Genomic DNA, 23592 nt, shown 5'->3' on the forward strand with positions numbered 1-23592 from the left:
TGAAGCAAATTCAATCGGTGGAGCGGTGATGCCAAATGCTTAAAGTCTTACTTGCCGACGACGAACCCTTGATGCTGGAAGGTCTGTGTTTTTTGGTCGACTGGACCGAATTGGGCTTTGAGATTTGTGGTACGGCTATGGATGGGGATGACGCCTTGCAGCTAATCCAAAGTCTCAATCCCGATTTGGTCATTACGGATGTTCGTATGCCCGTCATTGATGGATTAGAGCTGATTAAGCAGGTGCAGGGCGGGTCTCTCCAACCGAAATTTATTATTATAAGCGGATATGCTGATTTTCAATATGCCAAGACAGCCATTCAATATGGCGTTTGCAACTATCTGACCAAGCCTCTGGATGAGGGCGAGCTGGAATCGGCCGTGAAAAACATAGCTTCGGAGATCCGGTCCGAGCGGAAATCGGATGCGCACCGCAGAGCCGAGACTGCCTATGTCAAAACAGAACTGCTCTCGCAGCTTCTCACAAGAGAATACGCTCCACAAGAGCTGGAGCAGGCGGTTAGGCAGCTCCCCATCGGCGATGATTCGCGGATTCGCTGCATGCTCGTGTATGGAACTACTTTGGAGCACGGAAATGTTCGCGGCTGTCAGCTGCTGGATCGGCTGAGCCGTCTGGCCGAACAGCAAATAGAGCATATTACCGTGCTTCCTTTCGTGATCGGGCAGGACAAGCACGGCTACGTATTGATATCCAGCCCCGACGGACCGGAATTGACTCCCCTTCTTGTTACCCGGTTCATCCGATGCATTAGAAACGATTATGAGGAGAATGTCACCTTCTCGGTGAGCGATGAGCATAGAGGACCGTATTCCCTCAACACCGTTTTCCAAGAAGCCGTTGCGGCTGGGGTTTCCCGTCTCGATAACCGTCATCAAGAGGTTTATTATTATGAGGAGGAGAATCTGGAACAGCAGCTCCTTCTTCCCTCTGCGTTTATGAAATCGCTCACAAAGGCGGTTGTGGAAGGCAGGGTGGATGAGCTGCCCGGTCGTGTGCGCGAGTTTTTCGCCGTCATTTCGGGAGACCACGCTTCAAAACCGTGGATCAGCGCTTATGCAGCCAATATCAAGGTTGAACTCCTCCATGAAATCGGCAGAAGGGGAGGCAGCACAGCGGACTGGGAGAGGAAATGGTTTACTGGCTCACCGGCGTTGACGATACAAAGCGACCTTGAACAACAAACCCTGACCGAGCTTCGCGAAGCGGCGGAGTGGTTTGCTGAAGAAGATGGGGTTCAGACGGATCAAAACATATCGAAAGCGATAGAATTCATCCGTGATCATTATCCCGAGAAACTGAAGCTGCAGGATATCGCCGAGGTTCTGCATGTCAATGCGGCCTATCTGGGACAGCGCTTCAAGAAGAAACTCGGCATTTCCTTTAACGAATATTATCATGCCGTGCGGATTGAAGAAGCTATGAAGCTTCTTCGGCGAACCGACTTGAACATTTGCGAGATTGCGGCTCGTGTCGGTTATGCCGATACCGATCAGTTTACGGCCAAATTTAAAGCCATCAACGGCATATCCCCTTCGGTTTATAAGAAGGGCTGAAAATATGATGCAGGAGACAGGTGCATGAACGTGAAGTGGAAGACCTCAGCTCTCATGGACGATATCCCTTTAAGATACAAGTTTTTAATCATCCTGCTCGGTGTGCTTATTCCGATCATCAGCATCAATACGCTGTTCTATTTGCAGACCAGCAAAAATGCCGAAACCCGTGAGCAGGAGAATCTGCAAATTTCGGTAGAGCGGGCGGGCTATGATTTTATGCAAATGGTTAATGAATGCGTTGCCATCGGCAACACGGTAGCTGCGGACCGGACGTTGAATGAAATGCTGGATTATAACTATGCGGATTATGATGAGTACTATGAAAATTACGATAATGTATTAAGAGATCGGCTGCGTCAGTACAGTAACCTGCATTCCTATATTTTATGGCTTGGCGTATATACGACGAATCCGACCATTCAAAGCGGCAACAGCTATTTTGTCTTGCAGGACAGCGATAAGAACAGCGAGTGGTATCAAAAAATCGCCGGGAGCAAAGAAAAAGTGCTGCTCACTTCGTATTTGGATACGAACCCGATGTACCCGAATCAAAAGAAGGTATACATCAGCATCATTCGGAAAATGGACAATTACCCCGGACTATTAAAGCATACAAAGTATCTGCGGATCGATTTGCGATTGGACAGTCTGAAGGAATTGTTCGCCAAGGAACGGGATTATATGACATTAAAGCTGATCGATGACAAAAACAGAATCGTTTTGGCATCCGATCAGTCGCATGATAATGCGGGTGACAGTCAACTGTTGAGCCTCCCTGCTGAGAGCGGAGCTTCCGGAGATGGAGCGATAAAGGATATTATCAGGCCATTAGGACCGGCAAATTATACACAGGGCTGGAATCTGGTCGGAACGCCCGAAAGGAAAGATATCAGCGGCGAGCTTCGTCATATCCTTCGTTTTATCCTGATTTTAGCTCTGATCACCACGCTGATCCCGGCTATTTTGTTTGTAGTCATTCTGCGGTCCTATAATCTAAGAGTAAAGCAGCTGTACAAGCATATGAAGCTTGTGAATTACGAACGGTTCGAAACGATTCATATGTACGAGGGAAAAGATGAAATCGGCGGACTCCTGCGGAGCTTTAACATGATGACCGAAAAAATCCGCAATTTGATCAACGACGTCTACAAGCTGGAAATCCAGAAAAAGGATCTGGAGCTGGAACGGGTCAGGGCGGAATTGAACTATTTGCAAAGCCAGGTGGACCCCCACTTTTTATTTAATACATTAAATGCGGTGCTGGTCATCTGCAAAAAATACAAGTACGAGCAGGTGACCGATATTATTCGCAATCTGGCCCAGATCCTGCGCAGACTATTAAGCTGGAAAGATGACCTGGTGACGATTGAGGAGGAGGTGATGTTCATTGAAATGTACCTCCAGATCGAAAAGTTCCGGTTCCAGGACCGGTTTTCCTATGAGTTGGACGTTGATCCCGGCCTGATGAAGTACCGGATCCCTAAAATGAGCATCCAAGCGCTCGTGGAAAACTCTTGCAAGCATGGACTCCAATCGGTCAAAGGAGCACGGTTGATCCGGATCGGGATCCATCGGTCCTATGAGGACCTCATCATTACCGTGGAAGACAACGGGATCGGCATGAACAAGGACAAGCTGGATTGGATCAACCGCAATCTTCATTCGGACGATGACACCGGAAAAAATATCGGACTGCGCAACGTGTATAAGCGTCTGAAAGTGTACTACGACGGTCAAGCCAAGCTTGTCATTGAAAGCGATCCATATGTACGTACGGCGATCGTAATCCAAATCCCGTTGAACCAGGTTCATGCACAAGCGGGAGGTGAAATTCATGTATAGCGTGCTTCTTGTGGATGACGAAGCGATTGCCCTCGAGGGGCTGAAGATGTTGAGCGATTGGGAAGGACTCGGTTTTCAAATCTGCGGAGCATGCGACGACGGCGAAGATGCCCTGTCTCTGATTATGGACACGCTGCCGGATTTGGTGGTCACCGATATTCGCATGCCGGGGATCGACGGACTGGAATTGATACGCCGAGTCCGTTCTATGGAACATTATGATCCGATCTTTATCGTTCTCAGCGGGTACAGCGACTTTGAATATGCCCGCACGGCTCTTCGGTACGGGGTGAGATTTTATATGCTCAAACCGGTCATTGAGCCTGAGTGGGATGCGATGATCGCGACGATTGTTAGTGAACTTGACGCCAAATCACGCACCAGGGAGCAAGAGGAAGCCACCTCCAGACAAGTCTTGGCCATCGCCCTTTCCCGAATGCTTCGCGGAGAACTGATCGAAGTCGACGGGGATATTGCGCATTTGATGGATCAGATGAATCAGCAAGTTACCGGCTGGCGGTATATCCACATTGAAGGGCTGACATGCGAGGGAACGGAAATTTGCCGGTCGCTGTCCCAGTCAGGGCATGCGTTATATGTAGATATGTACTGCAATCAAGCCGGTCTTATCGTAGATACTGCCCGTAAACCATTAGAGCTTGCGCGGCGCGTGCATGAAGAACTGCTGGAGCATGGCCTTGACTGCTCCGTGTCCGTCGGCACTTCGGTTCAAACCCTTCATGACTTGCCTGAGTCTTATATGAGGGCAGCCAAGGCTTCCCTTCAGCACTTCTTCCGTTCGGAGGAGGGAGGGGTGATTGACGGTGACCCGGATTCCTCGCATGAAATGAGTTACGTTCTTCCTCCGTCCCTTGTCCTGGATGAATTGCTCATCGCTGTTGAGAGATCACAGGAGCAGAAAGTTTGCGATATGCTCCATCAGTTGTTCGAGACATTTAAGGATAACAAGACTGCCCCTGAAGTGGCGTACATGGCAAGCATTCAGATCGTCATGAAAAGTATCGAGCTGCTCAGGGAATTCGGCGGGACCACGGATTTATGGCGGGATGTGTTCCATTTTTTAAAAACGAAGCCGGGTTCCGTTGCTGCGTTAAAGCAGTCGCTGCACGCGTTTTTAGAATTATGCATGGGAACCGTCAAGCACTACAAAGAAATGAATTCCGAGCATCCCTTGGTGCAAATCGAGCGTTACTTGCAAGAGAATTTCCATCAGAATCTGACGATCAAGAAGATCGCGGAACGATTTTTTATCAATCCGGTTTATTTAGGGCAGGCGTTTATCAAAAAGAACGGTGTCGGCATTCTGGAATACATCCACGATCTGCGGATTGCCGAAGCCAAAAGAAGATTGTGCGACACCGAAGAAACGGTGCGGGTGATCGCAGAGGATCTCGGATATGTCCACTATCACCATTTTTTAAGAGAATTCGAGAAGCGGACGGCTCTCAAACCTGTAGCTTACAGAAAATGGCATCAACCGGGAGATCGGTTAGGTATTTCTGCCCCGTAAGCAGTAAACATCGGGTGGGTATGTAAAGAGATGCGGATTGAGTTTATCCGTCGGCTGCAGGGATAATGAAGTTTGATAAATCGAAACGCAAATTCCTAATCACAGTGAAAAGGGGATTTCCCATGACAGACCATCCAGCTGCATCCACGAACGAAGCTCGCGGCCCTGCGGCCCCGCGGGACCCCGAAAACCGGCGTGAAGATCATCAAGCTGCCGAAGACATGATCGATCCTCCGGTTGACTTTGAAGGGCAGTCCTACCGTGACATGGTCGCCAAATCTCTTTTGAATCAAGGCAACAACCAGAGATTGAAAGCGGCCATCGAAAAAGCGAAGAGAGGGGAGCCGGTCACCATCGCCTACATCGGCGGCTCTATCACTCATGGAGCTGGGGCTGTCCCGCTTCCTGCAAATAGTTACGCCTACAGGTCGTACGATCTTTTTAGGAAGCGGTTCGCCTCCTCCGAAGGCAGTCCGATCCGTCTGATCAAAGCGGGAGTAGGCGGGACGCCGTCAGAGCTGGGGATCGTACGTTATGATCGGGATGTGCTCCGGGACGGTACGGAGAATCCGGATATCGTGGTCGTGGAGTTTGCCGTCAATGACGCCGGCGACGAGACGCAGGGCAATTGCTACGAAAGCTTGGTGCTCAAGGCGCTTGGCGGCGATAGCCGGCCTGCGGTGATCTTGCTGTTCAGCGTGTTCCTGAACGACTGGAATCTTCAGGATCGGCTGGCTCCGGTCGGGTGGCACTACGACCTTCCCATGGTCAGCATAAAGGATGCCGTCGTCGAGCAGTTCAGTTTGGCAAGGGACCAAGGAGGCGTCATCTCCAAAAGGCAGTTTTTCTATGATATCTATCATCCGACGAATAGCGGCCATCAGATCATGGCGGATTGCCTGGACTGGCTGTTCGAAGTCACGGACCGGTCTGCTCCTGATGAGGAGGATGTCCTGACCGATAAACCGCCGTTGATCGGCAACGATTATGTCCACACCCGGCTGCTGGATCGCCAGAACGGTGACCGTATCGCTCAGATCGATACCGGTGGTTTTCGGGAGACCGATACCGATCTGCAGCTCGCGGAAATGGACGATCACGATTACGGCACGCCCCAATTTCCCCATAACTGGATGCATACAGCCGGATCGGGAGAGGGCCATTTTACAATGACCATCAGGAGCAAGCGTCTCATTCTCGTATTTAAAGACTCGGGAAGCAGCGATTTCGGATCCGCGGAGATTCGGGTGGACGGAAAGCACAAGCTGACCGCTGATCCGCATGAGGTGAACTGGACGCACTGCAGTGCGGTTATTTTGTACGATGAGCCGGAATCAGGGCAGCATACCGTCGAGATCCGTATGGCGGCGGGCAGCGAACATAAACGGTTTACTATTCTGGGGTTTGGTTACGTGCTGTGAAGCTTGTTTGTGCTTGGTACAGTTCTATTTAATAAGGTGAGTTCATAACAGGGGAGGAAAAGAAATTGATAGAAACAGCGCCAACGGGCTTTGACCAATATAGGGAACATATCAGCCGCGGACAAATCGAACTTGTGGAATATCATTCAGAAACTGTCGGCTGTGACCGCAATATGTTCATATACACCCCGCCCGAGTACTCAGAACAACATAAGTATAACGTGCTCTTTCTCCTGCACGGAATTGGCGGGGATGAAGCCGAATGGAAGAATCACGGCAATATACAGGTTGTGCTCGATAATCTTTACGCCGACGGCAAGCTCGAGCCCATGATCGTCGTACTCCCTAATGGCCGCGCGATGCCGAACGACAGGGCGGAAGGAGACATATTCGATCCAGACAAGGTGAAAGCCTTCGAGACCTTCGAGTTCGATTTGCTTCATGATCTGATTCCTTTTATTGAATCGAAATACCCGGTATTCACAGGCAGGGAGAATTATAGTATCGCCGGTTTGTCCATGGGCGGAGGGCAGGCGCTGAATATCGGATTGAATCATCTCGACCGCTTTGCCTGGGTAGGAGCCTTTTCTCCGGCCCCGAATACCAAGGTCCCCGAACTGCTCGTACCGAATCCCGAAGAGGCAGCAAATCTCCTTAGACTGCTCTGGCTATCCTGCGGAGACCAGGATGACCTGAAGCATATCAGTGACCGGACGCACTCGCATTTGTCAAAGTATGGAGTTCCTCATGTCTGGTACGAGGAAAGCGGCGGTCACGATTGGCCGGTTTGGAAAAACGATCTGTACCATTTCTCGCAGTTGCTGTTTCGAGTTTAGCATCGTGGATCAGAAAGAAACCTTTCCTTTACGGAGAGGTTTCTTTTTTTTGAAGATTATAGAATTTAAAATTTCAGCGAAGCTGAACCATTCTAGAATCGCAAGAAAAACTTCAGCTACACGCGGTCTGTCTTCTTTGAAGGTACGTCGATAGACGTTTTTCTTAGCGCATATTGAAAATCCGAAATGATGTTTAAAACTTACAAATGCCATTTAGATTATCTATGGTTGTTTGCCGGAAATCCATTTAACATGATCCGTGTGCTTGCAGTTCATCAGGAACCACCAGCATCGGAACCGATTCTTTCGGTCATCACGGAGGCATACGCGTGCAAGCTCATGTTTTGAAAGCGCTGTCCTATGAAGACAGCGAAATCCAAAGGGGGGTATTTTATGAGGAAGCGTAAGTCAATGGTGCTGGTTTGGTGTTTGATTCTGATCCTGATGGCCTCTTGCAGCAGCGGTTCCGGAGGAGGCGCATCCAACACGGATTCAAGCGGCGGAAATACCGCTGAGGAAAGCACGAATGCACCCGCGAAGCCGGACGAAAAAGAAGAGAGCGGTACTTCGGAAATGAATTTCGACATGGGTGGCCGGACGATCAAATGGGTATCTTGGTACGACGAATCGATCAAGGAAGATAATCCGGACAATATTAAAAAGAAGCAGAACCTGGACGAACTCATGAAGAAGCATAACTTTAAAATGGAATACGTCACGATCGACTATGGCGAGTACGTGAATAAAGTGACGTCATCGCTGTTAGCGGGAGAGCCGCTCGGCGACATGATCCGGATGGCCAGACCTTGGATGATTCCAACGCTCGTGAAGCAGGATTTATTCTCCCCGGTTGATGAATTCACAAAAAATCAGAACGTATTTATTCAGCAGTACACGAACGATTATTCGCAGTTTGAGGGCAGGGGCTACGGGTTCAGGGCAGGCATCAACGGTGCTTCATCAGGTATTTTTTATAATCGAACCTTGATGGAGAAACTGGGCCTCAAGCCGCTGCAGGAATACGTCAACGAAGACGACTGGAATTGGGAGACCTTCATCCAGGCAGCCAAAGAGGCGAACAAAGATACGAATAATGACGGTAAGCTGGACACCTGGGGGCTCGCTTCCGCTTCCATTTTAGTTCAGGCTCTGGCAGCCAACGACGCAAATATCGTGTCGGGAGATAAGCAAAATCTGGAGGATCCGAAAACGAAAGAAACCTTAAACTTCATATCCCAGCTCGCAACGGAAAACATCGCCAGACCGACCGAAGGCGGTGATTGGACCGAACCCGGCCAATTTTTCCGTCAAGGGAACACGCTGATGTATGCCGGGAGCGATTATGAGATGGATGGATTCAAAAAGGATATGCCTGATTTGGATATAGGCTTCCTGCCCTTCCCTAAAGGGCCCAGCGCGACAGAGTACCACTCCCATCTTACGATTCCGAATTACTTGACGATCCCGAAGGCGGTCGAACATCCCGAGCAATTGGTTTACATTTATGAAAAAATCAACGATATCGAGTCCATCTACGACTACCCGAAACAAGCTTCGCTCGAAACGTTATTCAAGAACGAAGACGACATCAACAATGCAAAAATGGCAGGGGAAAGCATCAATGTCGTCGATGGCAAAGACGGGTATCCTTCCATGCCTTACTACGAGCTAGTCGGAGACATTATTGACGGAAATTCCGTTTCCACGGTCATTGGAAAATACAAAGAGCCGTTCCAGGCTTCGATTGATGAGGTTTGGAAAAAGTAGCGGTGATATGTACCGTCCCCACAAAGAAAACATCCGAAGTGGGGACTCCTTATTCAAGGAGGTGCTTCTGCCCTGCCTGCTTCCTTGCAGCAGATGGAGGATAGCCCTTCATTTCCTTGAACAGCTTGCTGAAATAGTAAATATCGTCAATCCCGCACATTTCCGCTGCGTTCTTCACGGTAAAGTCACCGGATGACAGCATCATTTCGGCATTGTTGATGCGAATGCGTTTGATGTACTCCTTGAGTGTCGTACCGGTATTCTGCTTAAATAACCTGCCCAAATAGACGGGGCTCAGATGCAGCCATTCCGCCAATTCGGCGATCGAGAGATTTTCCGAGTAATGCTCTGAAATGTATTCGGTTAATTTCTTGATCCGCGGATCGATCGGCATGGGCGCTTTCCGGTAATTGTTGGTGAGCAGACGGTGGAGGATAAGTTCGAACAAAGCGCGTGCCTGGATGTGGTAAAACGGCTGCTTGCTCATCCATACGTGGTTGAATTCACGAATATACCCCAGAATCTCCTTGGTGATCACTTTCTTGGTGACGCCTTTAAACGGGAGATGGATATGATTATACGGTTCAGCCCAAAAAAAGTTGAACGGATACGAATGCATGAGGGACTCCTTGAACGTATGGGCTTCCCGGATGCTTCCCTCGGGGACGTAGATCATGTCACCTGCTTCAACTGTGAATTTTTCTCCATTAATATAGTAATTCGCCATGCCTTCAACCACAAACGTTAGATCGTGGAAGCCGATTTTCGCTTTCTGGATCGTCCACTCGGGAAAGCATCTACGGTCGATGAACAGAAAGATATTCGGAACAAGATGAGGATGATGCTCAATTTCCAAGTACACCGCCTCCTTTAAGCTAATCATAGGTTTCACTCCAGAAATTTCAAGAGAAAATCGAGATTGTATGACTCATCCAGGATAAAGTATTTCATTTCAGTTCAACAAATGAAGGGGATTTTGTCATGATTACATTAACTGGTTTCGCGGATGAGATTTCATCGGATTTGGAAGAACAGCTGGATGTCCTCGAATCGGAAAATATTCGTTATCTGGAGCTGCGGGGAGTCTGGGGGAAAAATGTATTGAACTTAACCGAAGAGGAAACGGCAAAAATCAAAGAACGGCTGACCCGGCGGGGATTCGGCGTCTCCGCGATCGGCTCTCCTCTGGGAAAAATCAAGATCACCGATGACTTTGATCCACATTTTACAAAGGCCGAGCACGCCATACGATTGGCAGCGTTTTTTGAAGCCAAGTTTGTCCGCATCTTTTCGTTTTATATTCCGGAGGGAGAACATGACAAATTCCGTGAGGAAGTATTCCGTCGCATGAAGCGGCTCGTTCAGCTGGCGAATGATGCCGGAATCGTACTGCTGCATGAGAATGAAAGCCACATTTACGGCGATACCGGAGAACGCTGCAAGGACATTTTGGAGGCTGTCTCGTCGCCCGGCATGAGAGCGGCCTTTGATCCCGCAAATTTCGTGCAATGCAGGGTACACCCCATGTCTGAGGCATACCCGCTGCTCGCCGGCTACATCTCTTATATTCATGTGAAGGACGCACGGATGGACAATGGTTCAGTGGTTCCTGCCGGCGAGGGAGACGGGCAGCTGCGTCTGCTTCTCCAGCAATTGAAACAGACGGGATATTCCGGATTTATGTCTTTGGAACCGCATCTGCAAGCAACCGGAAAGCTTGCGGGGCTCAGCCAACCTGAACTATTCGTAGTAGCCGCGAAAGCCATTAAGAAACTGCTGGCTGAGCAGGAAATGAAGTGGAATTGACCGACGCAAAGTCCTGCATTTATTGGGGGTATTTCTTTAGTTTATGAATAGGAGGGATCATAAAAACTGATTTAAAATAAATAGAGAAAATGTTTGCGCTTTCATTAAAAAGTAAAAAACGGGTGAGCAAGTAAAAAGATGCGGGTTGTGTGTGTGCGTACGCCATCAAGATAATAGTCTTGATACGCTTTAATGAATCTAATCGAAATGGGGTTGGCGCATTGCGTATTCCCAAATGGAGTGTAGTTGGTCTAGTCCTGACGGTCACGATGCCCTTGTCCATGCTGGCGTCGTGCGACCGGGTCGGGGTGTCTGACAGTGAGGAGGTAACAGGGAAGACCGATGGTCAGTACGTCTACTCGGAACCCGGCCTGGAGAAGTATGATCCCCCGATTGAGCTCACTTTCGTGCGGGAGACGAGCGATGATTTGGACAACCTGATCAGTACGTTTCCGGGAGAAACGCTGGAAGATAACCGGTGGACCCGGCTGTATGAACAAGTTCTGGGCATCCAGATCAAGTATGATTGGACAGCCAAAGGCACCCTCTATAACCAGAAGCTGGGCGTTGCGCTTGCCTCGGGAAACCTGCCTGATGTCGTGAGAGTCGATGCAGATCAGCTGCGTCAGCTGAGCAATGCGGGCCTGATTCAGGATTTGACCGAAGCTTATGAGAAATATGCGGCGCCGTTCACGAAGGAAATTTTGGGCCAGGAGGGGACCGGACCGTTTGAAGCGGCCACGGTAGACGGCAAGTTGATGGGAATTCCCGAGACAAGTGCATCGATCGAGGGAGCACAGTATATTTGGATCCGGACGGATTGGCTGGACCGTCTCGGCTTACAGCCGCCACAAACGATGAATGACGTCCTGAACATTTCGAAAGCGTTTACAGAAAATGACCCCGACCGAAACGGAAAAAAGGATACATTGGGGCTCCCGGTAACCCAGTATTTGTGGGATCCCGTGATGGGCTTGTCGGCATTTATGGCCGGTTACGACGCCTTCCCCAATATATGGATTCGCGATCCATCCGGTAAGCTCGTATACGGAGCCGTTCAACCTGAAGTCAAGACTGCGCTGAAAGTCCTTCAGGACATGTATCGGAACGGAGAAATTGACCAGGAATTTATGTTTAAAGACGGCATCAAGGCCAAAGCAGAGCTTACCGCAGGTAAATACGGGATGATGTACGGCGAACAGTGGGGATCGTTTGTCGTGCAGGGTAATCATGAGCAGGATCCGGAAGCCAGATGGCAGGCTTTTCCCATTGTTTCGGCCACAGGGAAACCGGCGAAAGTGCCGCTCCGCTTCGCTACCCATCAATTTCTTGCCGTCCGTAAGGGATTCCAGCATCCCGAGGCCATCGTAAAGCTGTTCAATTTGCATCTGGAAAAGAACTGGGGAGCGACGGCCGAGTACGAAATCTATTACAGCACCCCATATCCGGCTTGGCAGCTTTCTCCGGTTACTCCGTATCCTGCGCTGAAGAATCTGGACGCCTACTACCAAATTGAAGAGGCACGCCGAACCGGAAACCCTAATGTGCTTAAGGATGAGGCAAGGTCGATTCAAAAGAACATCGAGGCTTATCTGACCCGTGGCAATCCGTCCGGCTGGGGCTGGGAACGAACCTATGGCCCGTCGGGAGCGTTTTCCATCCTTGACCGGTATAAAAGGAACAACCAGTTATTGTATGAGAGCTTCGTAGGTGCGCCAACCGATACGATGATCGAAAAACAATCGATTCTCGACTCTCTGACGATGGATACGTTCACCAACATTATCCTCGGACATCCCATCGATGAATTTGACCGTTTCGTCGAGGAATGGCATCGTCTGGGCGGTGATAAAATGACAGCCGAAGTCAATGATTGGTACTCGAACAAACAGAAAGATTAGTGCATCGGAGGCGTTGTTTTGATTAGGATTCCTGTGAATTCATTGCGTCATACCATCCTGGCCAGGCTCGTTCTGATGTATCTGGTGGTGATCCTCCCGATTATTCTGCTCGGCGTATACCTGTACAATTGGAGCTATACCAACGCAAGCGAAGAAATATCAAGAAATTCACTGGCGCAGTTATCGTCCTATCTCGAGGGGCTGAATCGGGAAATCGAATGGCTTGAAATTCAGCAGTTCGACATTTTGCAGGAAAGCGAGCTCCATAAAATTGCCGTCACCTGGGGGATGATGGACAGCGCCGAGAAAAGGTCCAGCGTAAATTACTTGCTCCACCGTCTGACTTCCATAAAAAACAGCAGCCCGTACATTAAAGATATATATGTCCATATTCATTCGATCGGCAAAACGATTTCGGCCAGCAATGCCGTCCGTACGCTGGACCAGCAAAGATATGATGAAATACGCTCCATCGGAGAACGAAGCGGCGCCCGGCTGATGCGGCAGGGGGATTCGCTTCAGCTTACCGCCTCGAAGTTTGGCGGGACCAATGTGAAGGATCCGCTGTATCTCGTTCAAATCGAATTGGATAACGACAAGCTGAAGGACTCATTGAAACCGCTCGGCGTGTATCCCGGAAGCGGCTCGATTCTAATCGCTAGGGAAGCTGGATTCACATTGTCCAGCACCGGCACGCCGCCAGAACTGCTGGAGGATTTTATAAAGGCGGCCAAGGGCGTGGACGACAGTACGATGCTGCTCGATATCGGGAGAAGGGAGTACCATTTCAATATCGCCAATTCCGACAAGCTGGCCCTCTCGCTCGTTTCGTACTTACCGGAGGGAACGGTCAAGAGACCGCTGATCAAATTCAACCTGTGGGCATGGGTGTTTGCGGTAACTTCGGTTTTTGCCATTATCGTATATGCCTATTCCACTTACCGTTACGTTCATCGTCCGCTGCTCTCGCTCGTCCAAAGCTTTCGCAGGATGGAAGGCGGGACCCTTGATATTCCGATCCAGCATGAGCAGAAGGATGAGTTCGGCTATTTGTATGACCGGTTTAATCAGATGCTCGTCAAGCTGCAAACGTTGATCGATCAAGATTTCAAACAGAAATTGATGATGCAGAAGGCGGAACTGAAGCAGCTGCAGTCGCAAATTAAACCGCATTTCCTGTATAACAGCTTCTTTATCCTGAACTCGCTGGCCAAGACGGGCGATACGGACAGGATCGAGCTGTTTACGATCATGCTCGGCGAGTATTACCGGTTCATCGCCCGCAACGGCGAGGACCACGCCACGCTGTCGGAAGAAATCAAGCATGCGAGAATGTACACGGAAATCCAGCAGCTCCGCTTCTCCCGGCGCATCCGTGTCCAGTTCGACGAATTGCCTGTGGACATGCAGCGCATCAAGGTGCCGAGGTTGATCGTCCAACCGTTGATCGAGAACGCCTATGAGCACAGTCTGGAGAGCATGCCGAACGAAGGGTTTCTCCGCGTTACGTTTGAGCAAACCGGCTCCGAATGCGTCATTAAGGTGGAGGATAACGGGAACAGCATCGACGATGTCGGGCTCGAAGCCCTCCGGTATCGGGTAGCAGGTCCTGCCGAATCCCACGAAATGACCGGGATGATCAACATCCATCGGCGGATCCTGCTTACTTACGGCGAAGGCAGCGGACTGTTCTTGTCCAGAAGCAGTCTGGGCGGGCTTCAGGCCGCCATTCGTATCAAGATCAGGGAGGAGAACGGGGATGTACAGACTGCTAATCGTTGACGATGAAGATATCATTACGGATGGACTGTATGAAGTGTTCAACCGCTATCAACCGGAGCGGCTCGATGTGTGCAAAGCCTATTCCGCCAAGGAAGCGCTGGATTGGATGTCGCGCACGAGAATCGACATCGTCTTGACCGATATAGCCATGCCCGGCATGAGCGGGCTGGAATTATCCGAGGAAATCCGGAAGTACTGGCCCAGATGCAGAGTCGTGTTCTTGACCGGCCACAGTGAATTCGAATATGCGTACCGCGCGATCCAAATGACAAATGCCCGTTATGTGCTGAAGACGGAAGGGTACGCCAAGGTGACCGACACCGTGCAGGTTGTCTTGGACGAAATAGAACGCGCGCATCACGACAGTCTGCTGCTGGAACAGTCCCGTGAGCAGATGCTGGCGTTCCAATTCATGGCGCAGGGTGACTATATGAGGCACCTTCTCCAGAACAGCCGTGTATTGGATGAGGATACAGACATGCTGGCTCGCGAATTCAGCAAGCTGGACATCGGCCTCGATCCCGCCCAGCCTGTCGTGCTGGTCCTTGGCCGCATCTCGTATCCGGAGGGCAGGACGTATAGCGAAAGATGCGAAATCCTGTCGTCTGTCAGAAGGATATGGGATAACTACTTTTCGGGCAGGGCCCGGAGTATGGGAATCACCGACAAGCATGGCGACGCCTTTTGGTTTCTGCAACCGTCTGAACTGGCCGATGGCGGGACCGACAGCCATTTCATCCGGTTCGTGGAGGGGACATTGGAGCTGGTTCAGGAATCCTGCATCGGTTCTCTTGGATTGAGCATCGGGTTGGCGCTGAGCAGCGAAGCATGCAGGTGGGAAAGCTTGACGCGCCAATACGAAAGGCTGCGGGAGCTGCAGCAGTTAAGGAGCGGCAGCGGGGGAGCCATCATTGTACGCGACGGCTTCGAGCCGCTCGATGGAATGGACTGCAAAGCGAGCTTTGCGGACAGTCAGACAGCGGAGGTGCTGAGGGCATATCTGGAGTCGGGGAGACACGATGAATATATCCAAGCGCTTGAGGAGGTGACGGCCAGTGCACTGCAGATGAGCTGTAAGGTTCAGTTAACGATCGAGACGTATTATACGATTGCGCTGATGCTGCATTCCTGCATAGGCCGTATGGGAATGCACGGGCATATCGGTGATACCGGAAAATTGATGCGGCTGAACGATCATCCCTCAATGGAGGAGGCCTTCGGCTATTTGAAACGCGTCGCGGAATCCATTTTCCTAAGCAAACAAACGCAGGAGAGGGACAGGGCCTCGCTGATTGTCGACCGGATCTGCCAGTACATCGAAGAGCACTTGAGTGAGGATTTGTCCCTGGTGCGCCTAGCGGAAATCCATTATTTCAATCCCTCGTATTTGTCGCGGTTCTTCAAGCAGGAGAAAGGAATCAACTTATCCGATTTTATCGACAAGTGCCGGGTGAAGAAAGCCAAGGAGATGCTGCGGGACAACGATTTGAAAGTGCGCGAGGTGGGGTTATCCGTCGGTTACGAGGCGGCCCATTCGTTCACCCGTTTTTTCAAAAAAGCAGCGGGGCTCACGCCGCAGGAATACCGGGATACACTTTCTTTGAATTGAACCTCTGGAAACTAGAGTTTGGCGGGTGATCCGGACGGATCAGACAGGTTGTTACCGCTGAACGCAAGCCTTACTCTTTTTAAGAGAGTTTGGTTATACAAAAAATGCTGAATACGGGAGTTGACACAAAAATGAATGAACTCGTTCATGCACCGATCGGCAAGCTGCCGCGAAACGGAAATCCGCTTGTCGCCCATAAATTTGGAGCAGACCCCTATGTACTGGTGTTCGACGGGCGCGTATACCTCTACAATACAGACGATGTATTAGAGTATGACGAGCAAGGAGCGGTCAAGGACAACAGCTATAGCTCCATCAACCGCATATCGGTAATTTCCTCGGATGATCTGGCGAACTGGACGGACCATGGCACCATTCAAGTGGCAGGTCCGGATGGAGCAGCCAAATGGGCGACGCAATCCTGGGCCCCTGCGGCGGCTCACAAAAGAATAGACGGCAAAGACCGCTTCTTCCTGTACTTTGCCAACAACGCCAGCGGCATCGGTGTGCTGACGAGCGACAGTCCGACCGGCCCATGGATCGATCCGATCGGCAGGCCGCTTATCGCAAGGGACACGCCGGGCGTTCCAGGCGTCGTATGGCTCTTCGATCCGGCCGTGCTGGTGGACGATGACGGCAAAGGCTATATTTACTTTGGCGGGGGCGTTCCGGAAGGCCAGGATGAGAATCCCGGGACCGCTCGGATGATGCGGCTGGGTGACGATATGATCAGCGTGATCGGCGAAGCCGAGCCGATCCCGGCTCCGTTTATGTTCGAGGATGCCGGCATTCATAAGGCAGGCGGCCAATATTACTATTCGTATTGCTCCAACTTCTACAATGGCGTTCGGCCGGAGGGAAGTCCTCCGGCAGGGGAGATTGCCTATATGACCAGCACCGGTCCAATGGGGCCATGGACGTACCAGGGGTCGATCCTTAAAAATCCCGGCCATTTTTTCGGTGTCAGCGGCAACAACCACCATGCCATGTTCCAGTTTCATGGGGATTGGTATATCGCTTATCACGCCCAGACCTTGTCGAAGGCCATGGGCGTGGTGAAGGGGTATCGGTCGACCCACCTTAACCGGGTGATCTTGGACGAAGATGGTGCGATCCAATCCATTGAAGCGGACATGGCCGGCGTTGAGCAGATCAAGCCGCTGAATCCATATGACCGCGTTGGAGCGGAGACGATCGCTTGGTGCGCAGGCGTGAATGTGCGTAAGCTTCAGACGGATGGACTGGAACAGGGCGAAGACCTCATGGTTTTAACGGACATTCATCATGGGGACTGGACCGCCGTGTCCGGCGTTGATTTCGGCGCCGGGGCCTCAGCGTTTTCAGCGTCTGTATCGTGCGCGAATGATGGGGGAGTCATCGAGCTCCGCCTGGACAGCCCTGAAGGCAAATCGATCGGTACGCTTCAAGTGTCTTCGACCGGCGGACAGTGGAGCGAAATGGCGGCGCCCGTCAGCGGTGCGGAGGGCGTGCATGATTTGTTCCTGATCTTCAAAGGGAAGCCGGATATCGAGCTGTTCCAGATCGACTATTGGCAATTTCGATAATGCGCCGGTAATGAATATGTGAGAGTAAGGTCGTTGTAAGAAATGCCGTCCGTTTCATCGGGCGGCATTTTTTAAGATATCAGAAAGTATAAAATTCGAAGCGAGACCTTCCTGATATCGCAAGAAAAACAACATCTAAACGCGGTCTGTCTCCTTTGAGAGTACGTCGATAGACGTTTTTCTTATTGCATACACGCAGCCGCAGAACTTGCAGCCTGCACATATCTACATTTTCTCAGGTAAACGAACGGGAACTGGCGGGTACTTCCCCCTGAATGGAAGCGCTACAATGAGGTTGGTGAAGGCGAATCGGGTCAGAACAAAGGGGCGAGTGCAATGACCGGTAAGGAAACAGAGACGAAGGATACAGGCGGCGGACCGATTCTGCAGGCAAGCGGAATCACACGGATTTTTGGCAGGGGGAATACCTCCGTTACCGCTTTGGAAAATATCCATCTGAACATTCCGCCTGGAACGATCGTGGCTCTGAGAGGGCGCTCGGGTTCCGGAAAGACCACGCTATTGAACATTCTCAGCGCATTAGACGATCCGACGGAGGGGCAGGTGTATTTCAAAGGGAGGGAAATCACCGGTTTATCCGGCTCCGAACGCAGCCAGATCCGGCGCAAGGAGATCGGCCTCGTATTCCAGTCGTATGGCTTGATTCCGCTGATGTCGGCTTACGAAAATGTTGAATTCGGGCTGCGTATCGCGGGACTGAAGGGTAATCGGGAGGTGGTGGAGCATGCGCTTGACCGCGTCGGCATGCGGGAGCGGATGAAGCATCGGCCGTCCGAACTGTCGGGCGGCGAGCAGCAGCGCGTAGCCATTGCCCGCGCCATCGTGCACCAGCCTGAGCTGTTGATTGCGGATGAGCCGACCGCCGAACTGGACAGCCGGATGGGGCTGCAGGTCGTCCGCATTTTTCGCGAGCTGGTGAAAGAATCGGGGATGACGGTCGTTCTCACGACGCATGACCCCGGGATGATGGAGCTTGTCGATCACGTTATCGCATTGGAGGATGGAAATATTGTATCGCAGACAACGAACGAATCTCCCCTTATCTAAAATAGACCGGCGTCTGCGGCGAATAGCCGCGCTTCTGACGACGCTGATGCTGCTCTCGGGCTGTTCGCTCCTTCCGGTCGAACCGGAAACGCTGCAGCCGCCCTTGGTCGAGCCGGCCAAAGAACAGTTTAACCTCGTGCAGGCCAGCCGCGGGAAGATTCAGACCTTCCTGAAGGGAACGGCTTATTTTGTGTCGGCCCAATCCGAAGCGCTGTCCTTCAAGGAGATGGGCGGAAGGCTCAAATCGATTCCGGTGACAGTGGGCCAGGAGGTGAAGGCGGGCGATTTGCTGGCCGAGCTGGAGACGGGGGACCTCGATTTTCAGGTGCGTCTGCAGCAGCTGAATGTAGAGCGCGCACAGCTGCTGTACAAACAGGCACGCGATGCCGGCGCAGGCGCCGTAGACCTGCGGCTCAAGGAAATCGACCTGGAGCGCGAGCGGATGTCGCTGCAGGAGATGAAGGCCAAGCTTGGCCAATCACGCTTGTACGCTCCCGTTTCGGGAACGGTGACGTTTGTCGAGAAGCTGAATGCGGGAGACAACGTGAACGCTTATCAAGCGATCGTCACGGTCTCCGACCCGTCCAAAGTGCAGCTGACTTATGTTGCAGCGGACAGCAAGGATCTGAATCCGGTCAAAGCCGGCATGCCTGTGAGTCTCAAGTATAAAGGCAAGGACTATAAGGGAAAGGTCCTTCAAGCCCCTTCGGATTTGCCGGCAGCCGCCGACAGTTCGAAGGCCGAGAAGAACGGGGTTACGATCTTCATGAGCATGGACAACGCTCCGGGAGACGTCAAGGTCGGCGACAGCGCCGAGCTGACGATCGAGCTTCAGAAGCGGGATAACGCCATCATTGTACCCCGCTCGGCAATCCGCTCCTATATGGGGCGTTCCTATGTTCAAATCGCCGAAGGAGAACGCCGCAAGGAGGTTGACATCGAGATCGGATTGACGACGCCGACGGAAGTCGAGATTGTCAAAGGACTTGAGGAAGGCCAGAAGGTCATTCTGAACAATTAACCGAAGAGCTATGGCCCGGGCCGACCGGGCATTTAGGGATGGGGTGTATGTATTGGCTTTGTGGACGATGATCCTGCGCAAGATGGCCAACAACAAGTGGCTGCAGCTGAATTTGTGGATCGGCCTTACCGTATGCGTGGCCCTGTTCAGCTCCATGCCGCTCTACTCGCAGGCCATTTTGCAGCGGACATTACTGAAGGAGCTGCAGTCCGTGCAGACCGGGAACGGCGTGTATCCGGGCTTTCTCCGAATAAGCACGACGGTCTCGGCATCATCCATGGATGCAAAGACGAAGGAAGCCATCGGAAGCGCCGACCGGTTCGTGAAGACGATTCCGGAGCGCATGGGGCTGGAAGCACTGTCGTTCTATCAGCAGCGGTTCACGCCGAAGATGAAGGTATACGGCGCCGATGCTTCGGCTCAAGAGAAGCAATCGCAAAAGACGTTAGGAAGCTTTATGTCGCTGTCTGATCTGGAGAAACGGGTCCGGCTGATCGAGGGGCGGATGCCTGCGGATCGTTCGGACGGGATCATCGAGGCACTGGTCACGCAGAAGTTTCAGCTGGCGACCAAGCGGAAGCTTGATGAAGAACTGACCGTAGAGCCGCAGGATGGCGGAAGTACCCGCTTTCGGGTCATCCCGGTCGGCATCGTAGAGACGAATCCGGAGGCGGACCGGTATTTGCCGTTTCTGACCACGGAGAACGAGGATGGATTCCTGATCCCATTCCAGCAGTTCGAGCGAGAATTTACTCAGGGCGGCAAAGCCAGGGTCTCCAGCATGGAATGGCGGCTCGCGCTCAATTACGAACAGCTGTCGCTGGGCAAGGTCGATGCGTTCACCCAGGCGGACCGGGAGGTCCGGCGTTATTTTAAAGGCAAGCTTGGGGTAGCCGAAATCAAAATTCCGGCGAGCCCGACCATCGCCTCGTACCAGGGCAAACAGGAGAAGCTCGATACGGTGACGCTTTCGCTGTATACCCCTGTCATGCTGATGCTGGCATTCTATTTATATATGACCGCCAATCTGATCATTGACCGGCAGAAGACGGAAATTTCCGTGCTCCGCAGCCGGGGAGCAAGCCGGCTGCAGATCATGGCTGCCTACCTGCTGGAGAGCCTGCTGCTCGGGCTGAGCGCGCTGGCGGCCGGGCCGTTTCTCGGCGTATGGTTTACCAAACTGCTTGGCGCCTCCAATGGGTTTCTGGAGTTCGTGCAGCGCTCCGCGCTGAAGGTCAGCATGACGAGCAGCGCCTATCAAGTGGCTGCAGCCGCTGTGGCGGGAGCGGTCATCCTGATCCTCATTCCGGCCTTCCTCGCAACGCGGGTCAGCATCGTAAGCCACAAGCAGCAGACGGCGCGCCTCACCCGGCTGTCGATCTGGCACAGGACAGGTTTGGATCTTGTTCTTATCTGCCTAGCAGCTTACCTGCTGTACAATTTCAACCAGCGCCAGGAGGATCTGCGGAGGCTTGCGCTGGGATCTGCCGACCTGCAGGTTGATCCGCTCCTGTTCCTGACCCCGGCTCTTTTCGCGCTTGGAGGCGGCCTGCTGGTGCTGCGGGTATACCCCTGGTTCGTCCGGCTCGTTTATTGGCTGGGCCGAAACGGATGGCCGCCTGCGTTGTATCATACGCTCGTTCAGATCAGCCGCTCGTCCGGGCAGTATTTGACCATTCAGGTGTTCCTGATCATGACGGTGGCGACGGGTCTGTTCAGCGCGAATGCGGCCAGGACGATCAACGACAACATGGACAGCAAGGTTCGGTATGCGGTCGGCACGGACATTGCGCTGACGACGAAGTGGGAAAGCGATGCGCCTCCACCCGTATCCCCGGGGGCGGGAGGGCAGCCTCCGTCTGAGCCGGCAACGACAACCGTGCAGAAACGGGTTCAGTATACAGAGCCGCCCTTCGAGCCCTTTGAGGAACTGGACGGTGTGCAAGCGACAGCAAAGGTGTTCAAGAAGCAGGAGGCCAGGTTCAGTGCCGTCGGCAATGAAAAGTCCGGCAAAACGGCTCTCTTTGGCATCGACACGAAGGATTTCGGCAGTACCGCTTGGATGAAGGAGGGGCTGCTGCAGTATCCGATCAACAGCTACCTGAATCTGATCGCCCCGAATCCGGAGGCCGTGCTCATTTCGCGGTCGCTCGCGGAGGATGCGAAGTTGAAGCCCGGCGATCCGATCCGGGTTTACTGGGACAGCCTGGACGGGGCGACGTTCACCGTGTACGGTATCATCGATTATTGGCCCAGCTGGAGCCCGCTGCCGTCCGATCAGGGAAGCGGAAAACCCGAGCAGCCGCATCTCGTTGTCGGACATCTGGGCACGATTCAGAACAGGCTGGCTGTCGAGCCATATGAGGTGTGGCTGAAGCTGGCGGACGGTACGAACAGCGAACAAATCTACAGGGAGCTGCAGGAGAAGAAGCTGCAGGTGACGAGCCTGCGGGACGCGACGCAGGAGTTGGTCCAGTCCAGAAATGATCCTTTCCGGTTGGCGATGAACGGCGTGATGACGCTCGGTTTTTCCATTTCAATGCTGGTCAGCTTCATCGGGTTCCTGCTGTTCTGGGTGCTGACCTTATCCGGCCGGACGCTTCAATACGGGGTTCTGCGGGCCATGGGCATCTCTTTCCCGCAAATGATCGGCATGCTCGTCAGCGAACAGCTGCTCACGTCGGGGGCCGCGGTCCTCATCGGCGTGTTCATCGGCAACGTCACGAGCATGAAATTCGTGCCGCTGTTCGAAATGTCGTTTGCGTCCAAAGAACAAGTCCCTCCATTCACGATTACCTATCAACTCAGCGATTATTTGCAGCTGTACGGCATTATCGGATTCACGCTGGCGACCGGGCTGCTCATTCTGGGGTACCGGCTGACACGAATCCGCATCGCGCAGGCGCTGAAGCTCGGGGAGGAATAGCTCATGATTCAATGCGAAGGGCTCGTCAAAATCTATAAAACGGCGGATTTGGAAGTCGTCGCCCTTCAGGGCCTGGACCTTCAGGTGGAGAACGGTGAATTCATGGCGATCATCGGCAATTCCGGCAGCGGCAAATCGACGCTGCTCAACATGCTGGGCGGCCTCGACAAACCATCGGCCGGCAAGCTGTTCGTAGACGGCAAGGACCTGCTCGCGTTCAGCGAGCGCGACCTGGTGCAATATAAACGGGAGTCGGTCGGGTTCGTCTGGCAAAATAACGCGCGCAACCTGATTCCCTATTTGACCGCGATCGAAAATGTCGAGCTGCCGATTCTCCTACGGGGCCGAAGACGCCGGGCCCGCGCGCTCGAGCTCCTGGAAGCGGTCGGCTTGAGCCACAGGGTGAAGAACAAGCTCAGCGAATTGTCCGGCGGTGAGCAGCAGCGGGTGGCTATCGCCATCGCGCTGGCGAACGAACCGCGGCTGCTGCTGGCCGATGAGCCAACCGGATCGCTCGATACGGGCACGTCGAATCAGGTCCTCGATTTGTTCCGGACGTTGAATCGGGCCATCGGCATTACGATAGTGATCGTGACTCATGATCCGGAGTTGGCCCGCAAGGTCGACCGGGTTGTTCAGATCCGCGACGGCAAGACATCGGCCGAGATGATCCGCAGGATCTCTTATTCCGATGTGCTGACGCAAATGGACGCCGACACCGCCCGGCGGGAAGCCGAGAGCCATATCGAGTATGCAGTGCTCGACAAGGCTGGCCGGCTGCAAATTCCTGCCGGTTACCTCGACACGGGGAGCTTCAAGGACAGCAACAAGGTGCGTGTCGAGCTTGAAGACGGGTGTATCGTTCTGTACCCGGCAAACGAAAGGCAGACGGTCTCAACTTAACCTGGTTTTATTTATGGAATGAAGCGATCCATTACAT

16 protein-coding genes are annotated in these 23592 nt (G+C 52.5%); 15 read left to right on the forward strand and 1 reads right to left on the reverse strand.

The annotated features are described in order from the left end of the window. Positions 1-35 precede the first annotated feature (35 nt). From GCU45_RS25705 to GCU45_RS25730, 6 genes are all read left to right on the forward strand, one after another. The gene (locus GCU45_RS25705; RefSeq protein WP_152401510.1) at positions 36-1574 is read left to right on the forward strand and encodes a response regulator transcription factor; all 1539 of its coding nucleotides are present in this window, start codon (positions 36-38) and stop codon (positions 1572-1574) included. A 24-nt stretch (positions 1575-1598) separates the two neighbouring features. Continuing rightward, the gene (locus GCU45_RS25710; protein WP_152401511.1) at positions 1599-3419 is read left to right on the forward strand and encodes a sensor histidine kinase; all 1821 of its coding nucleotides are present in this window, start codon (positions 1599-1601) and stop codon (positions 3417-3419) included. Continuing rightward, entirely contained in the window at positions 3412-4950 is a 1539-nt protein-coding gene (locus GCU45_RS25715; protein WP_167527226.1) for a response regulator, read from the forward strand. The genes GCU45_RS25710 and GCU45_RS25715 overlap by 8 nt, the downstream gene beginning before the upstream one ends. A 122-nt stretch (positions 4951-5072) precedes the next feature. Continuing rightward, positions 5073-6371 (forward strand): SGNH/GDSL hydrolase family protein, encoded by a 1299-nt coding sequence (locus GCU45_RS25720; RefSeq protein WP_341874527.1) that lies wholly within the window; start codon positions 5073-5075, stop codon positions 6369-6371. A 65-nt stretch (positions 6372-6436) separates the two neighbouring features. Further along, positions 6437-7207 (forward strand): alpha/beta hydrolase, encoded by a 771-nt coding sequence (locus GCU45_RS25725; protein ID WP_152401517.1) that lies wholly within the window; start codon positions 6437-6439, stop codon positions 7205-7207. 393 nt (positions 7208-7600) lie between these two features. After that, positions 7601-8974 (forward strand): ABC transporter substrate-binding protein, encoded by a 1374-nt coding sequence (locus GCU45_RS25730; protein ID WP_152401519.1) that lies wholly within the window; start codon positions 7601-7603, stop codon positions 8972-8974. Positions 8975-9023: 49 nt separating this feature from the next. Here GCU45_RS25730 and GCU45_RS25735 read toward each other — a convergent pair whose 3' ends face one another. Beyond that, positions 9024-9857: an AraC family transcriptional regulator gene (locus GCU45_RS25735; protein WP_244364261.1), complete on the reverse strand. Its 834-nt coding sequence runs from the start codon at positions 9855-9857 to the stop codon at positions 9024-9026. 98 nt (positions 9858-9955) lie between these two features. On the opposite strand from GCU45_RS25735, the gene GCU45_RS25740 reads away from it, so the two are divergent. From GCU45_RS25740 to GCU45_RS25780, 9 genes are all read left to right on the forward strand, one after another. After that, complete coding sequence (locus GCU45_RS25740) at positions 9956-10780, forward strand: sugar phosphate isomerase/epimerase family protein (RefSeq protein ID WP_152401521.1); 825 nt, start codon at positions 9956-9958, stop codon at positions 10778-10780. 269 nt (positions 10781-11049) lie between these two features. Next, entirely contained in the window at positions 11050-12681 is a 1632-nt protein-coding gene (locus GCU45_RS25745) for an extracellular solute-binding protein (protein WP_208837159.1), read from the forward strand. Between the two features lie 18 nt (positions 12682-12699). After that, a complete protein-coding gene (locus GCU45_RS25750) occupies positions 12700-14463 on the forward strand; it encodes a sensor histidine kinase (RefSeq protein ID WP_244364263.1) in 1764 nt (587 codons plus the stop codon). Further along, the gene (locus tag GCU45_RS25755) at positions 14441-16072 is read left to right on the forward strand and encodes a response regulator transcription factor (RefSeq protein WP_152401522.1); all 1632 of its coding nucleotides are present in this window, start codon (positions 14441-14443) and stop codon (positions 16070-16072) included. The genes GCU45_RS25750 and GCU45_RS25755 overlap by 23 nt, the downstream gene beginning before the upstream one ends. A 104-nt stretch (positions 16073-16176) precedes the next feature. Continuing rightward, a complete protein-coding gene (locus GCU45_RS25760; RefSeq protein ID WP_152401525.1) occupies positions 16177-17637 on the forward strand; it encodes a glycoside hydrolase family 43 protein in 1461 nt (486 codons plus the stop codon). A 336-nt stretch (positions 17638-17973) separates the two neighbouring features. Beyond that, positions 17974-18705 (forward strand): ABC transporter ATP-binding protein, encoded by a 732-nt coding sequence (locus tag GCU45_RS25765; RefSeq protein ID WP_152401527.1) that lies wholly within the window; start codon positions 17974-17976, stop codon positions 18703-18705. Further along, positions 18659-19726 carry an efflux RND transporter periplasmic adaptor subunit gene (locus GCU45_RS25770; RefSeq protein WP_152401528.1) on the forward strand — a complete coding sequence of 356 codons (1068 nt, stop codon included), beginning with the start codon at positions 18659-18661 and terminating at the stop codon, positions 19724-19726. Before GCU45_RS25765 ends, GCU45_RS25770 begins: the two co-directional genes overlap by 47 nt. A 43-nt stretch (positions 19727-19769) precedes the next feature. Continuing rightward, positions 19770-22652 (forward strand): ABC transporter permease, encoded by a 2883-nt coding sequence (locus GCU45_RS25775; protein WP_244364269.1) that lies wholly within the window; start codon positions 19770-19772, stop codon positions 22650-22652. A gap of 3 nt (positions 22653-22655) precedes the next feature. Further along, positions 22656-23555 (forward strand): ABC transporter ATP-binding protein, encoded by a 900-nt coding sequence (locus GCU45_RS25780; protein ID WP_152401532.1) that lies wholly within the window; start codon positions 22656-22658, stop codon positions 23553-23555. Positions 23556-23592: the final 37 nt, after the last annotated feature.

Origin of the sequence: Paenibacillus cellulositrophicus, assembly GCF_009363095.1 — a bacterium.
GTDB lineage: Bacteria > Bacillota > Bacilli > Paenibacillales > Paenibacillaceae > Paenibacillus_AQ > Paenibacillus_AQ favisporus.